Annotated in this window: 14 protein-coding genes and 1 other RNA gene; 7 read left to right on the forward strand and 8 right to left on the reverse strand. The window is 58.9% G+C overall.

From position 1 onward, the window contains the following. Positions 1 to 2: 2 nt before the first annotated feature. Positions 3 to 1,187 carry an efflux RND transporter periplasmic adaptor subunit gene (locus UIB01_RS08305; protein ID WP_038658787.1) on the reverse strand — a complete coding sequence of 395 codons (1,185 nt, stop codon included), beginning with the start codon at positions 1,185 to 1,187 and terminating at the stop codon, positions 3 to 5. 188 nt (positions 1,188 to 1,375) lie between these two features. Here UIB01_RS08305 and UIB01_RS08310 point away from each other — a divergent pair, with 188 nt between their 5' ends. Continuing rightward, complete coding sequence (locus UIB01_RS08310; protein ID WP_038658790.1) at positions 1,376 to 2,308, forward strand: ZIP family metal transporter; 933 nt, start codon at positions 1,376 to 1,378, stop codon at positions 2,306 to 2,308. A 20-nt stretch (positions 2,309 to 2,328) separates the two neighbouring features. On the opposite strand, the gene UIB01_RS08315 is transcribed toward UIB01_RS08310, so the two are convergent. The 3 genes from UIB01_RS08315 to UIB01_RS08325 all read right to left on the reverse strand — a co-directional run bounded on the left by UIB01_RS08315 (position 2,329) and on the right by UIB01_RS08325 (position 4,981). Further along, the gene (locus UIB01_RS08315) at positions 2,329 to 3,069 is read right to left on the reverse strand and encodes an OmpA/MotB family protein (protein WP_038658793.1); all 741 of its coding nucleotides are present in this window, start codon (positions 3,067 to 3,069) and stop codon (positions 2,329 to 2,331) included. Between the two features lie 2 nt (positions 3,070 to 3,071). After that, entirely contained in the window at positions 3,072 to 3,881 is an 810-nt protein-coding gene (locus UIB01_RS08320; protein ID WP_038658796.1) for a motility protein A, read from the reverse strand. A gap of 113 nt (positions 3,882 to 3,994) precedes the next feature. After that, entirely contained in the window at positions 3,995 to 4,981 is a 987-nt protein-coding gene (locus UIB01_RS08325) for an NAD(P)/FAD-dependent oxidoreductase (RefSeq protein WP_038658799.1), read from the reverse strand. A 310-nt stretch (positions 4,982 to 5,291) separates the two neighbouring features. Here UIB01_RS08325 and ffs point away from each other — a divergent pair. Together ffs and UIB01_RS08330 are read left to right on the forward strand one after the other, a co-directional pair. Further along, positions 5,292 to 5,388, forward strand: an RNA gene (gene ffs / locus UIB01_RS22670) — signal recognition particle sRNA small type. A gap of 142 nt (positions 5,389 to 5,530) precedes the next feature. Further along, on the forward strand, positions 5,531 to 6,913 hold the full coding sequence (locus UIB01_RS08330; protein WP_230585293.1) for a tyrosine-type recombinase/integrase: 1,383 nt from the start codon (positions 5,531 to 5,533) through the stop codon (positions 6,911 to 6,913). Here the strand turns inward: UIB01_RS08330 and UIB01_RS22675 are convergent. Next, positions 6,805 to 7,398: a Rha family transcriptional regulator gene (locus UIB01_RS22675; RefSeq protein WP_080695062.1), complete on the reverse strand. Its 594-nt coding sequence runs from the start codon at positions 7,396 to 7,398 to the stop codon at positions 6,805 to 6,807. The two genes, UIB01_RS08330 and UIB01_RS22675, sit on opposite strands and share 109 nt — an antisense overlap. Positions 7,399 to 7,489: 91 nt before the next feature. Beyond that, positions 7,490 to 7,696, reverse strand: coding sequence for a hypothetical protein (locus UIB01_RS08340; RefSeq protein WP_038658805.1), 207 nt, complete (start codon positions 7,694 to 7,696; stop codon positions 7,490 to 7,492). A 386-nt stretch (positions 7,697 to 8,082) separates the two neighbouring features. Between UIB01_RS08340 and UIB01_RS08345 the strand changes: the two genes are divergently transcribed. Then, a complete protein-coding gene (locus UIB01_RS08345; RefSeq protein ID WP_038658808.1) occupies positions 8,083 to 8,484 on the forward strand; it encodes a MarR family winged helix-turn-helix transcriptional regulator in 402 nt (133 codons plus the stop codon). A gap of 402 nt (positions 8,485 to 8,886) precedes the next feature. On the opposite strand, the gene UIB01_RS08355 is transcribed toward UIB01_RS08345, so the two are convergent. Then, positions 8,887 to 9,708 (reverse strand): antA/AntB antirepressor family protein, encoded by an 822-nt coding sequence (locus tag UIB01_RS08355; RefSeq protein ID WP_196247253.1) that lies wholly within the window; start codon positions 9,706 to 9,708, stop codon positions 8,887 to 8,889. A 1,085-nt stretch (positions 9,709 to 10,793) separates the two neighbouring features. On the opposite strand from UIB01_RS08355, the gene UIB01_RS08360 reads away from it, so the two are divergent. Genes UIB01_RS08360 through UIB01_RS08370 form a run of 3 tightly spaced genes read left to right on the forward strand, consistent with a single transcriptional unit; the run spans position 10,794 to position 16,732 of the window. Beyond that, on the forward strand, positions 10,794 to 12,347 hold the full coding sequence (locus UIB01_RS08360) for a type I restriction-modification system subunit M (protein ID WP_051605052.1): 1,554 nt from the start codon (positions 10,794 to 10,796) through the stop codon (positions 12,345 to 12,347). Positions 12,348 to 12,349: 2 nt separating this feature from the next. After that, positions 12,350 to 13,534 carry a restriction endonuclease subunit S gene (locus UIB01_RS22490; protein ID WP_051605053.1) on the forward strand — a complete coding sequence of 395 codons (1,185 nt, stop codon included), beginning with the start codon at positions 12,350 to 12,352 and terminating at the stop codon, positions 13,532 to 13,534. Between the two features lie 15 nt (positions 13,535 to 13,549). Next, positions 13,550 to 16,732 (forward strand): type I restriction endonuclease subunit R, encoded by a 3,183-nt coding sequence (locus UIB01_RS08370; RefSeq protein WP_038658814.1) that lies wholly within the window; start codon positions 13,550 to 13,552, stop codon positions 16,730 to 16,732. Between the two features lie 52 nt (positions 16,733 to 16,784). On the opposite strand, the gene UIB01_RS08375 is transcribed toward UIB01_RS08370, so the two are convergent. After that, the gene (locus UIB01_RS08375; protein ID WP_038658817.1) at positions 16,785 to 17,369 is read right to left on the reverse strand and encodes a recombinase family protein; all 585 of its coding nucleotides are present in this window, start codon (positions 17,367 to 17,369) and stop codon (positions 16,785 to 16,787) included. Positions 17,370 to 17,509: the final 140 nt, after the last annotated feature.

Here is a 17,509-nt window from a genome sequence, read left to right on the forward strand (position 1 = left end):
GGTCAGTCCTGAATGCCGTTGGGGATCGGCCGTTCCTTCACGCGCACGCGCTGGCCGTCTTCGGCGTCGCCGATCAGCACCAGATCACCGGCGGTCAGGCCTTCCATCACCTCGCTAAGTGCCGTGCCGAGCAGGCCAAGGTGCACGTTTACCCGTTCGACGACGCCTTCGTTGACCCGTAGCACCTGCGCCCGCACACCGTCGCGGGCACGCAGCGCATCGTTTGGCAGTACCAGCGCCTGCTCGCGGCGGCCGGTTTCGATGTTCACCGAGACGGTCATGCCCTGGCGCAGAAAGTCAGCCGGCTCCTCGACGTCCAGGTGGACATCGATGGTGCCGCGCGCAGTATCGACGCTCGGCGCTATGAAGCTGACCCGGGCCGGCAGCACTCGCTCCGGGTAGGCATCGGCGATGATCTTCGCGGCCTGCCCGAGTTCGATGGGCGCCAGGTTCTTCTCGTCCAGCGGCAGTAGAATTTCGCTGCTGCCCGAACGAGCGATGGCGAGCAGCGTGCGGCCCGGCTGGACCAGATCACCCGGCTCGACGTCGCGTGTCTGGACGATGCCAGCCACCTGCGCATGAATGCGGGTTTTCGCCAGCGCGGCGCGAGCAGCTTCCAGCCGTTGACGCAAGACCTGCTCTTCGCTGCCGCCCTCGGCCAGGGCTGCGGCGGCATAGCGCGCACGATCACGTATCACGCGGGCGGTCAGCTCCGCACGGCGCGCCTGCTCCAGCGGCTCGGACGCCAGTAGCTTGCGTTCGAAGAGCGTCTCGCGGCGCTTCAGCTCACGGCTTGCCTGTTCAAGATTGTGTTGTGCCTCGCGCAGGGTTGCCTGTGCCTGTGGGCGGGTGGAATCGATCAACTGCTGCAGCGCAGCTTCGGCCTCGCGCAGGCGCGCGCGCTGCTCTTCGTCGCGCAGCTCGAGCAGCAGGTCGCCAGCTTCCACCGCGTCGCCCTCGCGCACATGGCGCACTGCAACGACGCCGGTGATTTCGCTGCCGACCTGGGCCAGTGACTGGCTGTCCACCTCACCGCTGGCGACCACCCGCTGCACCAGCGGCCGTGTCTCCAGGCGATAACCGGGTAGTTCTGGCCCCTGCAGTTGACGCCAGACGAGCCAGCCGCCAAACAGCAGGGCCACGCTGATGAGCAAAAGCACGCGACGAATGGATTTTGCGGCGGGCACGACGGACCACTCCTGGATGCGGCCCTCGAGGGCCATCGAACGCCCCAAGCTTACGGTCATACCCGCGGGGGTACAACGCAGGCGTTGCGATCTGCGCGCTGTGTGATGGCCTGCGCCTATCGCAGCCATAGGCTCTGGGAAAGGCCTTGGCGGGGTACACTGAGGGCCCGCATCAAGGATCTCTAATCATGGCGTCCACCGTTCAAAGTCCGGCGGCCACCCTGCGTGCCGCTTGGCTCGCGCAGGCGCAAGCCAGCCCCTGGATCACGACTGGCCTTGCTGCTACGGCAGTAGCGGTGCTGGTTCTGCTCGTGGCAGGTACCACCAACGCCTTGCAGAGCAGCGAGTCGGATAATGTTCGCAATGCGCTGCTGGGCGGTACTGCGGGCTTCGTGGCGACGGCCGTTGGCGCTTTTCTGGCGATTGGCTTGCGCGACATTTCGACGCGCACTCAGGACAGCATGCTGGGCTTCGCAGCCGGAATGATGCTGGCAGCCAGTGCCTTCTCGCTGATCCTTCCGGGGATCGAGGCAGGGCGTGAACTGTTCGGCAGCGGTCCTGCTGCAGCGCTGACCGTGGTGGTGGGGCTCGGCCTTGGCGTGCTGCTGATGCTCGGTCTGGATTACTTCACGCCGCACGAGCACGAGAGCACTGGGCCATGCGGCCCCGAGTGCGAGCGGCTCAACCGTGTGTGGCTGTTCGTGCTTGCCATCGCGTTGCACAACATCCCGGAAGGCATGGCTATCGGGGTGAGCTTTGCCAATGGCGACCTGAGTGTCGGTCTGCCACTGACCACCGCAATTTCCATCCAGGACATTCCGGAAGGGCTGGCCGTTGCGCTGGCCTTGCGCACCACCGGTCTGTCGGCGCTGGGCTCGGTGCTGGTTGCTGCGGCATCCGGACTGATGGAGCCGATCGGTGCGTTGGTGGGTATCGGCATCTCCAGCGGATTTGCCATTGCCTATCCCATCAGCCTTGGGCTGGCCGCGGGGGCGATGATCTTCGTGGTGTCCCATGAGGTGATTCCGGAAACCCATCGCAACGGCCACCAGACGCCCGCCACGCTGGGCCTGATGGTGGGCTTCGCGGTGATGATGTTCCTCGATACCGCACTGGGCTGAGTGAGAGGAGGGCAATGCAGTCAGGGCTTGTCCGGCTCGGTCTGCATGATCAGCTCGACGCGGCGATTGCTGGCGCGACCGCGATCCTCGCGGTTGTCGGCAATCGGGCGGGTATCGGCATAGCCAGTCGCACTCAGGCGCGTCGCTTCGATACCGGCCAGCTGCAGATAGCGCACCACGCTGCTCGCGCGGCTGGCGGAAAGCTCCCAGTTGGAAGGGAAGCGCTCGGTCTGGATCGGCAGGTTGTCCGTGTGGCCCTCGACGATGATCCGATAACGACTAGCGGCCAACGTCGGAACCAGTCGGTCGATCACATCCAGCCCGGCATCCTCCAGTTCTGCCCGCCCGGAGCCGAAGAGGATCTCGCTGCTGATACGGAAACTGATGCTGCCTTCGTTGACGATCACCTCGATGTCGTCGCCAAGGGCCATGTCCGACAGCGTCTCTGGGACGTCAGCACCGCTTGGCTCGGCCTCAATGGGCGGCGTCGGCAACGCTGCGATCAAGGGTATCGGGGTGGCCGAAAGGTCTGGTGAAGCGCTCGGCCCGTCAGCGATCTGAAGAGCCGTCGAAGCAAGCTGCGCCTGTTCAATCTGCTTGCCGTCACCTTTGCCGGCCATCGCCAGCATGATGACCAGCATCACCAGCAGCAGGGTAAGCATGTCCAGATAGGTGACCAGCCAGGCTTCCTGCTCCTCCTCCCGTTGCGGTTCGATATGCCATTTGGAGAAGCGGCTGCCCTGGGATGTCGGCCCGTTCACGTTCAGTCTTCCTGCGGCTTGATACGTGGCGCGGCGGGGCTGCCATCGCGTATCTCGTCGTCGTGATGGGCAATGAAGGATTTCAGCGTTTCACGCATGTAGGCCGGGCTGCGCCGGTTGCACATCATCGAGATGCCTTGCATCACCAGGTTCATCAGAGCGACCCGCTGTTCGGTACGCCGCTCGAGCTTCACCGCGACCGGCTTGAGGATGAGGTTGGCCAGCAGCACGCCGTAGAAGGTCGTCATCAATGCAACGGCAAGGCTGCGACCGATCAGGTCCATGTCGCCGCTGCCGAGCATGAACATCAGGTTGATCAGCCCAACCAGCGTGCCGATCATGCCGAACGCCGGCGCGTAGCTGGCCATGGCACGGAATAGCTGCGCCTCGGCATTCTCTCTGGCGCGCAGGCGGGCGATGCGCCATTGCAGGAGCTCCAGAATGTCCTCTTCCGGCGTGTTGTCGATTACCAGCTGCACGCCGGTGCGCAGAAAGGGGTTGCTGACCTTCTCCATGGCCTTTTCAACGGCCTGCAGGTCGCCGCCGATCCACAGGCGCGAAATCTGCACCAATTCGTCGAGGTCCTGGCGGGTATACAGACGCTCGTTACGCAGGACCGTCCAGAGCAGGCCGAACACCCGAGTGACTTCGCGCAGCGGATAGCTGATGAAGGTTGCTGCCAGGGTGCCGACCAGAACGATCCCGAGGCTCGGAACATCGATGTACAGCGCGGGCTCCTTGGCTGCAAAGAGCATGACGACAGCCAGCAGGCCGATGCTCGCAAGGATGCCGATCAGGGTGGAGGGATTCATCGAGACTCCGCTGCAAGGAAGGTCTTACGGAAAACGCGCGATGATACCCGCTCGCCAATCGAGCGCGGCTGACCTGGGTCAGCGCCGGGGCAGCCGCTCTCGCGTTTGTGCGGCTAGAGGTTCTCCAGCAGTCGGCGCGCCGCTTCCTGACCACTGAGCCAGGCGCCTTCCACGCGGCCAGACAGGCACCAGTCGCCGCAGGCATAAAGGCCCAGACTGGCGTCGGCCAGAGCATTCCACTCATGGGCCTGCGCCGGTCTGGCATACAACCAGCGATGCGCCAGGGTGAACTCCGGGGCAGGCACCACGCAGTCGATCAATTCGGCAAATGCCCCGTGCAGCCGCTCGATCACCGCCTCCTTGGGCAGATCCAGATGCTGGCGACTCCAGCTGCTGGTGCCGTGCAGCACCCAGGTATCCAGCGCCCCATCGCGCCCTGGCTTGCTGCGGTTGCGGGCAATCCAGTCCAGCGCATCGTCCTGGACGAAACATCCTTCCAACGCGGTATACAGTGGTGCCGCGAACCCTAGTGCGACCGCCCAGGTTGGCTCCATGGCGACACTCGCCGCCACTGCAGCCAGCTTGGGCGCACTTGCCAACAGCGCAGCGGCCTGTGGCGCGGGCACGGCCACGACGACGTGACTGAAGGGGCCATGGCTGGCACCCGTAGCGTCGACCAGCGTCCAGTACTGTTCGCCGCGGAAGACCTCGGTAATACGGCAGCTGAATGTCACCGGCAGTTCGCCGAGTAGGCCTCGGGTGATCGAGCTCATGGTTGGCGTGCCGACCCAGCGCAACTGCTCATCGGCAGAAGGGGTTAGCTGTCCGTCGCGACACTGGTACATGTTCGGCGACCACTGGTCGACCCAGCCCTCGGTTTGCCATTGGCGTACGGTTTCGCCGAAGCGCCTGTCCCGCGCGGTGAAATACTGCGCGCCGAGATCGAGCGAGCCCGCGTCGCTGCGTTTGCTGGCCATGCGGCCACCGCTGCCGCGACTCTTGTCGAACAAATGTACGGCCTGTTCGGCATTGTGGAGCGTACCTGCCGCGGAGAGTCCCGCGATCCCGGTTCCGATGATGGCGATTGGAGCCTTGCTCATGTTTACCTCGTGTGCTGATGCCATCAGCTGCACGGCGAATCGCTGTGCAGCATGGTTTCATGACAAGCGTTCGATACAGCGCTTGAGCCTTGCCATCCTCGGACAGACGTCCGCCTTTGGCTAGAGGGTTTTGACGCAATGCGACAGACAATCCGGCGGTTTCGGGTGTTGCTGACCGGCGGTAGCTTGCTCGTGGGCAGGGGGCGATCGGCCAACCTCGCGCGCCGTCTGCAGCCGGTGGTTGTAAGTTGCTGATAAGCCGGTACAATGGCGCCGCTCGCCGCCAGGCGGGTTTCGTTATGGTGGGCCCTGCCGGTCCCCTCGCAACGATCAGCCGTGAACCCGGTCAGGCCCGGAAGGGAGCAGCCGCAGCGGTGACATTGTGTGCCGGGGTGTGGCTGGTAGGGTTCACCTCCATAACGTATCTCCTTGATTTCTAACGGTTTTTCGCTCTGATCACGCCAGTGATCCATAGGGTGATCCACCGTGTCTTCTGTACCTTCCTACCTCTGGTTGTCCCGACACTCAATCTTTTATTTCAGGATCGTAGTGCCTGGAGTTCTGCGTCCGCTTTTCCCTTGTTCCGAGATCCGCCGTTCGCTGCAGACACGCTGCAAGCGCGAAGCGCTGATCCGTGGCCGCGAATTGCTTCTGCAGGTTCAGCAGCTCTACACCCAGGCGTTCCAAGGCATTCGGCCATCCCTCGACTCCCTACGCGGCGCCTGGGAGGCGGGCGGTAAGCGAGTTGCTAGTTGGGCTGCGTGGCTCCGTCAGCAGCAGTTGGTTGCGCTTGCGGAGAAGCCTTTGGGGCAAGGGGAGGGAGGTAAGGTGAGTGGGCCACAGAAGCCCCGCAGTGCCCCTTCAAGAGCCAAACAGGGGCAGCCAGATAGGCTAGTAGCAGATGCGCCAAGCAACGCTCCACGCTTCTCCAAGGTGGTTCAGGAGTGCCTGGAGCAGCAGTCTCATGAAGGCGTGGCTGCGAAGACGCTATCCGACAAGCGTTCCGTGGCTGAGCTGATGACTCGGATCGTGGGTGATTTGCCGGTCGATCTCATCACTCGCCAGGATGCCCGCAAGTTCCGAGAGGTGGCACTCAAGCTGCCGCCGAGGATGAATCAGCTTCCCGAGGGACAATCGCTGGAGCAGATCATCGAGACTGCCACCACCACGATCAGCCTCACCACGTTCAACAACTACGTGAAGAACCTGACGACCTTTTTCTCCTATGCCATCCGTGAGGGCTACTGCGAGCGCAACCCGTTCGACGGGCTTCGAGTCAGGCAGCGAGGCAAGGTCAGCGAGGAGCGCAGTGTCTTCACCGAGGACGATCTGCGCCGTCTGTTCTCGAAGCAGGTTTACGCATCAGCCAACTCAGCTCAGCCGCACAAGTACTGGCTGCCACTGCTCGGCCTGTACACCGGGGCGAGACTCAATGAGCTATGCCAGCTCTATCTGGATGATGTGGTCTGCATTAACGGCATCGATTGCTTACACATCCGGGCGACCAGGTCCGATCAGAAGCTGAAAACCGTCACTTCGGAAAGACTCGTGCCGATCCACTCGAAGTTGAAAGCGCTGGGGTTCCTTGAGTTCGTCCGGTCGCAGCGGGAGGCTGGCCACCAACGTCTTTTCGCGGAGCTGACCTTGCACAAGGCGCATGGCTACGCTGCCGCTCCCTCCAAGTGGTTCACTCGGGTTCGTGATCAGTTGGGCTTCCGTGATGGGGCAGAGCGCAAGGACTTCCACAGCTTCCGGCACACGCTTGCTGATCATCTGAAGCAGAAGGGAATAGTCGAGTCGCTGGTTGGCGGCATTCTTGGCCATCAGAGCGGTGGGATTACCTTCAGTCGATACGGAAAGGACTTCAGGCCGGAGGTGCTGGCTCCGGTGATTGAGGCAGTGGATTTTGATGCTGCTGAGTGGCTGCGGTGATTGGTGATGATGGCCATCGTGTTGACACCTTCCAGGGTACGCACGAAGGTGGCCAGGGATTCCTGACGCAACGCCACGCAGTTGTCGAAGACGACAGCCTTCGGTGCCATCTCCTTGTTCTCCAGGGCGAGCTGCTCGTTCTTCTCTGCCAGCTCGGCAGCCAGACGCAGGGCTTCGGGCAGCGACTGCGGGACACGGAAGGCAGCGCCCTTGGCTTGCTCCTCTAGTTCATGCAGACGGTCGATGACCTTGGCGCGGAGCGGGATGCTGTAGCCGGTCAGCAGGATCTCAACCTCGCGGCGCTCCAGCAGGTACTCCTTGATCGGGCGCCCACCAGTGGGGATGACCTTTTCCTCAAAACTGAGGGAAAGCTCTGATGCCATGTTTTCGATGTCGCGGCGGACGTTGTCGTGACGCTTCCCGGTCAGCTCTGCGATCTCGCGGCTGCTCATGGTTACCGGCTTGGTTACCAGTGCGTTGCTCATGTTCTGTCCTCCAGAAAAGACGAAGCCCGCTCAGAGGCGGGCTATGGGTGTTCGTTTGTAGTGAGGGTTTTTCCGTGATCGTGGAAAAAGGTCAGAGGGCTGGGCTGACCAGGGCTTTCAGGTTCTCGGCGGTGTCCTTTGCTGCCTGGGCTTCCGCCATCAGCAGCAGGTTCTTCTCCTGCAGTCGGTCGATCTGCTCGGTGTTACGGCTGACCTCGATGTTGTTGCTGGCAGTCAGTTGTTCGAGCTGGTCGATGGTCTTCTTGAAGGACTTGAGGATCTTGTTGAGCTGGATCATGCGGGCCTCTCGTCGGGAGGCAAGAGCGAGAGGCGAACTATGCGCGCGCGGTTAGTTGGACTGGCTGGTTGGGACACGATGCCGCTGCAGCCTCGATAAAGACTGGCACGGCCAACTATTGAGTTATGCAATTGATTCTGCAGTGAAAATAACGCGAAAGTGGGAACGTTGAAGCGCCCCGATACGGTTTGCTATCTGTAGCGAACACGACAAATGAATCGGAGGTTTCAGCCAATGAGCGGCAATCAATTTGGCTTCAGCGTCTCTATTGGCAAAGCACGTCTTTGCTTATTCATCGGTGACGTGTACGTCCGAGTGCCGAGGTGCTTTGAGTTGGCCTGGAATGGCACTGGTTTCTATTTCGGTAAGGATGGAGCGTGACGCACATGGAAACCACATTCAGCAAACACGCCCTGGCTTATGATCGGTATGCCCTTGTCCAGCTTTTCAAAGCGATAGAAGAGTTCCGTGCCGTTGACCCTGAGATGCCATCACAAAGTGCTGCATTGTTTCTCTATTCGGCGATCTACCCAGGCTGCACGATGACGGATCTGCAGACGAATCTCGGGATGAGCCAAGCGTCCTGCTCAAGGAATGTCTCGGCCTTGTCGGAGTGGCACCGTCTCGAAAAGCCAGGACTCGGACTGATAGTGGCAACGCCAGATCCGATGGAGCGTCGCAGGAAGGTCGTCCACTTGACCGATAAGGGGAAGCAACTGGCCGTCTCCCTGACCGAGGCGGTGATGAACCCGGTTCGACTGTCGTCGTTCTCGAAGGCGGCACGGTAAAAAATAACCCCCAGCACCAAGCCGATAAGTCGGCCTCCTGGCTCTCCAGGCGAAGGGCGATGGGGGTTCTGTTAGTCGCTGCTTGTAGGTGCCAGCCGTAGCACCGGAAGGTTCATCTGCTGGGCTGCTTTCCATCTGCGTTTGTCTGCGGCCAGGATCTCGCTCAGCAGCGGATGCTGGACGGTGCCTCCGGCAGTCGTAGCCAAGCCCGAAGCTCTCCGACTCCTGGCCTTCCTTACTTCGCTGGCGATGCTCTTCATGAGCGAGACCCTTCTGTGGTTCTCTGCTTGGATCGAGCTACCAGCTTGAAGTCGGTCTGCCAGGCGATGCAGAGCAGGTACACCAGGGGAACCAGAGGCCATAGCAACAGAGCACCCAGGAAGATCAGTTCAGGTAGACGCATCAGGCTACCTCCTCTGGGGTCTTGATGTAGTCGCTCGGGTCGACGCTGTTTCCGTAAGGCAGGTTCAGTACTGCCTCGATCTGCGACAGCGTGAGGCCGCCAGCCAACATGGTCAGGGCGGAGTCGTAGGCTCGGGCGTACTGGTTTAGGTCTTCTGGGCAGAGTACATCACGGATGCCTTTGCCTACCTTGGCCCTCCATTCACCTGCAGAGAGACCAGTCATCACCCTGCACACCAGCGACATGAGTGTCTTCTGGGTATTGAAGGCTTCCTGCTTGACCAGGCTCTTCGGTAGCTCACCAGCCTTGGCCTTGTTACCAGCAACCACGAATGCCTGATGGGCCACTTGGTTGTCGATGGTGGTGATCATGGAGCCACGGATCGGCGTGTACCTCAGGAGCTTGTTTCCGAGTTCCTCCATATCGAGGAAGTAGTCGCGCACGAAAAAACCCTCGTTAGTGTTTGCCGTCATCGCTAGATGTGCAGCACAGTCGCGGCTGAGGGTGTAGTCAGTGCGAGGGCGCTTGCCTGTCGGAGTCTGGTGCTCTAGGACTTCCCCATTTTTCCCGAATCTGTGAAATATGGCTGAAGCTCCGCGAGTTACCCAGTTTGCGAACTTCCCCTCGGGCTTGCCGATGTTCTCCCACAACTTGCGGGCATCAATGCAGGGTGCAGTTCTGCTTTCAACGAACGGGAGGATGCGGCGAACCTTGGTCATCCTCGTAGTCTGTTCCTCGGTGAAACCGAGAGTCAGCATCACATGCTTCGGACAATCAGCCGGGGTGTAGTTGAAGGACTTGCCAGTTCGTTTGCTTTTCATGGCGTAGATGTTCCTTTTTGTTCAGCCGTCAGAGTCCCTTCCATCCATGCCACCAGCTCCCATCTACAAGGGAAACACGGACGGCTCGGACGGCTGGACAAAACGGGCTGGGTTTGAGGGTATCTGCAAGGGATGCAGGGTTGATGCTGGTGACTGGCCCAGGAGTTCCCCGGTGCCTGGATGCCATCCATGGGCCAAAGCCTGGGCAGCAGTGGTTGCCTAGGTCGCTACTGTGCTGAGGCCAGGGCTGATGGATGACAGAGGCGAAAGGGGAAACTCCTGGGCAGAGTCATCTGGAGGTACATGAAGATGAGCAGGAGGTGGACTGACAGAGAGGCTTGGGCTTCCTGACAACCACTGACGGGGATGGTCACTGACAACGTCGTCATCGGTGATCATCGATCCTGTGTCAGCAGAGTTGGGGAGGCATCAAGAGCAACTTGCGGTGCAGCTTGAAGAGCACCTTGAAGAGCACCTGCCAGTGTTCTCCGCAAGACAGACTTGATGCTGTCTCATTGCTTCGTTCTTCATTGATGGATTGATGGTAATGGCCATGGATGAAGGACAGCTCAAAGACACTCATAGAGTGGCTTCGCCATCCACCGCTACACCCCGCGAGTCATCGCAGGTAGCCAGCCTCGACTGGGTGCCATCACCTCCCAGCCAGCTATGTCAGGTTCGTCATCACCCGTGACTGCTTGCCGATTTGTCGGGGCAGTGAGAGGGGCTGTACGCCTGAAGCTCAAAGTAGCAGTAGGTACTCGGCGGTCGCCTCGCTGGGCTGTTGCCTTTCCCTGGCTCGATCAGCTCCTCCGGCGGTTTGCGGCGGTGAAGATCGAGCGTCATGGTTGAGGATCGAACGTGCGAGATTGCGCGTTCTTTCCTCCATAACAGTGTGGTAATCGATCTTCGTCGAACGTGCTGCGATCTTGCTAGCATGGCGTTGGTGGCAAGTAGGCTGCTCCTCTTTGGTAGCAGAGCGCGTGATGGCACTCTGGTCTGTTCCGGTTATAGCCATGCGTTTGATCGGCTCTCGTCTGTAGTAAGCTCATCGGCATTTGTGTATTACTGCGTGGAGATGTGCCTTGGTCACTGGAGATGTAGAGAAGCGTTTGTGGGCTGTAGCTGACCAACTATGGGCCAACACGGGGTTGAGGCCGGGGGAGTTCTCGGTGCCTGTTCTGGGGCTGATCTTCCTGCGATATGCCGAGAAGATGTACGCCGCTGCCGAAGAGAAGCTGGGGCCGATTGGCTCTGGTGGTCGCCGTAAGGTCAGCAAAGATGACTATCTGGCCGAGGGCGTGATCTTCCTTCCAGAGAAGGCCCGCTTCTCCTATCTGCAGACCCTTACCGAGGGCGATGTCATCGGATTGGCGATCAACGAAGCCATGAAGGCGGTTGAGGAAGAGAACGTCGATCTCAAAGGCGCTCTGCCTCGCAACTACGTCCAGCTTGGCAACAAGGTACTGCTGGAGCTGATCAAGCTGCTCGGGCCTGTGGATCTCAGCGGGGACGCTTTCGGCAAGGTCTACGAGTACTTCCTGGGCAACTTCGCGCTGAAGGAAGGCCAAAAGGGCGGGGTCTTCTACACCCCCGAGTCTATCGTGAAGTTGATCGTCGAGATCATCGAGCCGTTCCATGGGCGGATCTTCGACCCGGCTTGTGGTTCGGGCGGCATGTTCGCCCAGTCGGCTGACTTCGTTAAGCGTCACCACAAGACGGCGATGGAAGAAATCTCCATCTTCGGCACCGAGAAAGAGCAGGTCACGGTCAATCTGAACAAGATGAACCTGGCTGTGCATGGCCTGTCGGGTGATGTGCGTATTGCCAACACCTATTACGAAGACCCACACGAGGCCGTTACTCGTGATGGCGGGCGCTTCGACTTCGTTATGGCCAATCCGCCGTTCAACGTATCGGGTGTCGATAAGGAGCGTCTTGAAGGCGACCTGCGGTTCCCGTTCGGTGTGCCTAAGACTGACAATGCCAACTACCTCTGGATCCAGCTCTTCTACGCTTCGCTGAACAAGAACGGTCGCGCTGGTTTCGTTATGGCGAACTCAGCAGGTGATGCCCGAGGCAGCGAGCAGGTGATCCGGCAGAAGCTGATTGAGAGCGGCGCAGTCGATGTGATCGTTTCGGTCGGCTCGAACTTCTTCTATACCGTGACCTTGCCGTGCACGCTGTGGTTCTTCGACAGGGCGAAAGAACGTGATGCGGAGCGAGCAGACAAGGTTCTCTTTATCGATGCTCGCCACATCTACCGGCAAATCGACCGGGCTCACCGCGACTGGCTGCCTGAACAGATCGAGTTTCTTGCCAACGTCGTGCGGCTGTACCGTGGCCAAGCGCCCGAACTGGAGCAGGGAAGTGCTGAGTTGCTGGCCGAGAGAGGGCTGGGAGATGGTTATGTGGATGTACCCGGACTATGCAAGGTTGCTTCTCGCGAGCTTATCGAGTCTCAGAGTTGGTCGCTGAACCCTGGGCGGTATGTGGGAGCGGCTGCAAGGGAGGCTGAGGATGTGGATTTCATGGAGCGTTTTGAGGAGTTGGCTGAGGAGCTTGAGGTTCTGAATTCTGAGGCGCGTGAGCTGGAGGCCAACATAGCTCAGAGTATTAGTGAGCTTATGGTGAAGTGATCATGCAATATGGAAATGAACCCTGTGGTATTGCCGCGCTCGCTGACTTGGTCTCTATAAAGACTGGCAAGTTGAACTCCAATGCGGCAGTTGAGAATGGTGCATATCCTTTCTTTACATGCTCTCGCGAAACCTACAAGGTTGACACCTATTCTTTTGATTGCGAAGCAGTTTTATTGGCAGGGAATAATGCCAACGGTGTCTATCCTGTAAAGTATTATAAAGGTAGGTTTGATGCTTATCAGCGGACGTATGTTATTCGCTCTGTAGACGAGGGCGTGCTGAATAATAGGTATCTGTTCTATGCACTGCAGCTTGAGCTTGATTTGTTGCAGTCTCTTTCAACAGGGTCTGCAACTAAGTTCCTTACTCTGACAATACTGAACGCTCTTAAGGTGAGGGTTCCTAGCCTTAGCGACCAGAATCGTATCGTTTCCATTCTCGGTGCCTACGATGACCTCATCGAAAACAACACACGCCGCATCGAGATCCTCGAAGAAATGGCGCGGCGGTTGTACGAGGAGTGGTTCGTTCAGTTCCGCTTTCCGGGTCATGAGGGGGTGGAGTTCAAGGAGAGCGAGCTTGGGCTGATTCCTGAAGGCTGGGGTGTAGGTCGGCTTGGTGATGTGCTGGAAAAGCATAGTAATAAAACGAGTTCTGGTGATCATTTGTCAGATAGAGCGTATGTGCCTATAGACTGTATTGCTAAAAAGACTCTTGCTCTAAGCGAGGTAAAGAGCTGGCAGGAAGCCCAGAGTAGCCTCGTCCTGTTTGAGGAAAATGACATTCTTTTTGGTGCAATGCGCCCCTATTTTCACAAAGTAGCTATTGCTCCCCTGAGTGGTGTAACAAGATCTACATGCTTTGTTCTACGCCCAAGAAAGCCTAATTCCTGGGCATTTAGTGCATTAACCGCGTTTCGCGAAGATGTTGTTGATCATGCTGCTGCTCATAGCAAAGGGGCAACTATTCCGTATGCAGCTTGGGAGGGGTCTTTGGAGGATTTCCCAATAGTTATACCCCCAGATGAGCTCTTAAAAAGATACGATGAACTGGCCTCTCCGTTTCTGAGTTGGATAAAAAAGCAATATAACAGGCAAAAGAATCTCCGAGCCCAGAGAGATCTGCTGCTTCCCAAGCTAATCTCCGGTGAGATCGACGTATCCGACATCCCCATGCCGACCTAAAAGGAGTTCAGGCGCATGAGTCCAGCAGCACCACATTCGCACGACTATTCCGAGGACACGCTGGTCGAGCAGCCAGCCATTGCTCTGTTCGAGTCTCTCGGCTGGGAAACTGGAAACCTCTACGCAGAGTGGACAGGTAGTTCCTCCAGCGAAGGTCGACAGACCCAGCAGGATGTGGTGCTGGAGGGGCGTCTGCGGGCTGCGCTTTGCAAGCTCAACCCCGACTTGCCCAGCGATGCCATCAATCTGGTAGTCGAGGAGTTGGCCCGAGATCGTTCCAAGCTGCTGCCGGTCAACGCCAATCAGGAGGTCTACCGGCTGCTGAAGGATGGAGTACCTGTCTCGGTCACCGATGAGCATGGGCACAACACACTCAAGGTGGCCAGGGTCATCGACTGGGGCAATGTCGAGGAGAACGACTTCTTCCTCGCCTCCCAGTTCTGGGTGAAGGGGGACTACCACACGCGGCGCACTGACCTGCTGGGCTTCGTGAACGGTATCCCGCTATTGTTCGTTGAACTGAAGGCGACCCACAAGACGCTCAAGGCCGCCTACGACGACAACCTCACCGACTACCGGACTGTCATCCCGCAGCTCTTCACCTACAACGGCGCACTGATGCTGTCGAACGGTTCCCAGACGGTGGTGGGTAGCACCTTCTCGCCGTGGGAGCATCTGTTCGAGTGGAAGCGGATCAACGATGAAGGTGAGAAGGGCGTTGTCTCCCTGGAGACGGCCATCAGGGGCATCGGTGAGCCTTCCAGGCTGCTGGATATCGTCGAGAACTTCACCGTCTTCGAGGACGTAGCTGGTGGTGTGATCAAGAAGATCGCCAAGAACCACCAGTACCTGGGGGTCAATAAGGCCATCGCCGAGGTCTGGCGCACCAAGGATCGCCCCAAGGATCAGGCTGGGCGGCTTGGCGTCTTCTGGCACACCCAAGGCTCAGGCAAGTCTCTATCGATGGTCTTCTTCGCTCAGAAGATCCTGCGCAAGATCCCAGGCAACTGGACATTCGTGATCGTCACCGACCGCAACGAGTTGGACGAGCAGATCTACAAGACCTTCGCTGCTACTGGTGCTGTAGGTGAGGTCGAGGCCCATGCCACCAGCGGTGCTCACCTCAAGCAGTTGCTCAGCGAAGACCACCGCTACGTCTTCACGTTGATCCAGAAGTTCGGCACGAAGAAAGGCGAGGTCTACCCGCAGCTCTCGGATCGCCAGGACATCATCGTCATCACCGACGAAGCTCACCGTTCCCAGTACGACACGCTGGCCATGAACATGAGGACGGCACTTCCCAATGCCGCCTTCCTGGGCTTCACCGGGACGCCACTTATGGCTGGCGAGGAGAAGACCAAAGAGGTCTTCGGTGACTACATCTCCGTCTATGACTTCGGCCAGTCCATCGCTGACGGTGCCACGGTTCCGCTGTACTACGAGAACCGCATTCCCGAAATGCAGCTCATCAATGACAACCTCAACGAGGACATGGCGGCTCTACTCGAAGAGGCCGAGCTGGACGAGGAGCAGGAGCGCAAAGTCGAGCAGGTCTTCGCCCGTGAGTACCACCTCATCACCCGAGAGGATCGACTGGAGGCAATCGCCAAGGATCTGGTGAACCACTTCGTTGGTCGTGGTTACCAGGGCAAGGCCATGCTGGTGTGCATCGACAAGGCCACCGCCGTCCGCATGTACAACAAGGTTCAGGATCACTGGAAGACGTATCTGGCTGACTTGAAAGCTCAGCTCGCAAAGGCTCCCAAGGAGCAGCAAGAGAAGTTGCAGCACAAGATCCAGGTGATGACATCGACCGACATGGCGGTGGTTGTCTCCCAAGGTCAGAACGAGGTGAAGGAGCTAGCCGACAAAGGGCTGGACATCATCCCGCACCGTAAGCGCATGAATGAAGAGAACCTGGGCGAGAAGTTCAAGGACTCCAAGGATCCGCTGCGGTTGGTCTTCGTGTGCGCCATGTGGATCACCGGCTTTGACGTGCCGTCTTGCTCGACCATCTACCTCGACAAGCCGATGAAGAACCACACCCTGATGCAGACCATTGCTCGGGCCAACCGGAAGTATCCGGGCAAGGAAGCGGGATTGATCGTCGACTATGTGGGGGTCTTCCGTAAGCTGCAGGAAGCCTTGGCGATCTACGGTGGGGCTTCTTCTGGCGAAGGTGGTGAGGGAGAGCCAATCAAGAACAAGGCCGAGTTGGTCGAGTACTTGAAGCACCTGCTTGCCAGGGGTATCACGTTCTTGTCCGAGCATGGTGTGAATGCCCAGGCCATCAAGGATGCTCAAGGCTTCGAGAAGGTGGCCAAGCTGGACGATGCTGTTGAGCAACTCATTGCTAATGAGGAAACCAAGAACAGCTTCATGAGTCAGGCCCGGATTGTGTCTCGGGTCTACAGAGCGATTCTTCCCGACCCTGATGCCAATGAGCTTGCTCCTGACGCTGTGCTGATCTCCGTGATTGCCCAGAAGATCAAAGCTCTGGCCCCTCCTGTCGACATCTCCGAGGTAATGCAGCAGGTCGAGGAATTGCTGGATCGCTCCATCGCTCCGGTGCCTTACATCATCAAGGAAGACGATGATCAGCCACTGCATGACCTCAGCCAGATCGACTTCGAGAAGCTCAAGGAGAAGTTCAATCAGGGACGTAAGCGCACCGAGGCCGAGAAGCTCCGGGCCTTGCTGAGCATGAAGCTGGAAACCATGCTGACCGAGAACCCCACTCGCAAGGACTTCATGGAGAAGTTCCAGAAGCTGATCGACGCCTATAACTCTGGCAGCCTGAACATCGAGGTGTTCTTCAAGAAGTTGGTGGATCTCACTGCTGATCTGCAGGTCGAGGATCAACGAGCTATCCGCGAGAACCTCTCCGAGGAAGAGCTGGCTCTGTTCGACATCCTGACCAAGCCAGTACCTGAGCTTGCGGAGAAGGAAAAGGCGCAGGTGAAGAAGGTCTGCAAGGAGCTTCTGGAGACCCTGAAGGCCGAGAAGCTGGTGCTCGACTGGCGCAAGAAAGATAGAGCCAGGAGTGATGTGCGGCGCACTCTGGAGATCGTCTTCGACCGGGGCTTGCCTGAGAGCTATGACGAGGGGATCTACAACGAGAAGTGCGAGCTGGCCTTCCACCACATCTTCACGAGCTACTACGGGGCTGGTGAGAGCGTGTACTCGGCCATGCGGTAACGGTGCTTTGGGGGGAGCAAAAAATAATGCACCCCCAAACCCACAACCTCGTCTACACGGCTGCCGCTTCTGGCACTCGCAGCACCCTGCAAGCCCGCTTCACGGCAGCCGTTGAGATCCCCCAGTGCTTGGCGGTATCCGCAATGCTGGCCTCGTTCTCCTTCCTCCAGACAGCCACTGCCTGATCATCGATTACTTTCGGAGCGCCCAGCTTCTTGCCCTGTGCCCTGGCCCGCTCGATCCCGGCCATCTGACGTGCCTTGATGTTGGCTCGTTCCAGCTCCGCTACGGCAGCCAGCATGGCGAGCATGGCCTTGCCGACTGGGCTGGATAGGTCGAATCCCTCGCGCATGGATACCACCGTCACTCCCTTGGCCTTCAGGGCTTCGACTGTTTCCAGAACGTCGATGGTGTCTCTGCCCAATCGGTCGATGGCTGCCACGACAACCGTGTCTCCCTTCCTGGCGTATGCGTGGAGTGCCTTGAAGCCCTCCCGTTGCAGTGCCTTGGTGGCCCCGCTAGTGGCCTCATCAGAGAACCACTCGCTCACGTTGAAGCGTTGGCTGATGGCGTGGCGCTGGGCCTCGGTAGTTTGGTCGTCGGTGCTGACTCGGACGTAGGCGATGGTGGCGGTCATGGCTGATAGCTCCTTGAGCGCTATGTGGATCACAAAGCTGGCTCAAGATGCTATTGTGTGGATCGGTAGAAATCAACAATTCTGATCCACCTAGAGGGCTCGGCGTTTCGTCCGGCTCAAGCTGTGCCCAGGTTGGCTCG

The organism is Stutzerimonas decontaminans (assembly GCF_000661915.1).
In the GTDB taxonomy this organism is placed as follows: domain Bacteria; phylum Pseudomonadota; class Gammaproteobacteria; order Pseudomonadales; family Pseudomonadaceae; genus Stutzerimonas; species Stutzerimonas decontaminans.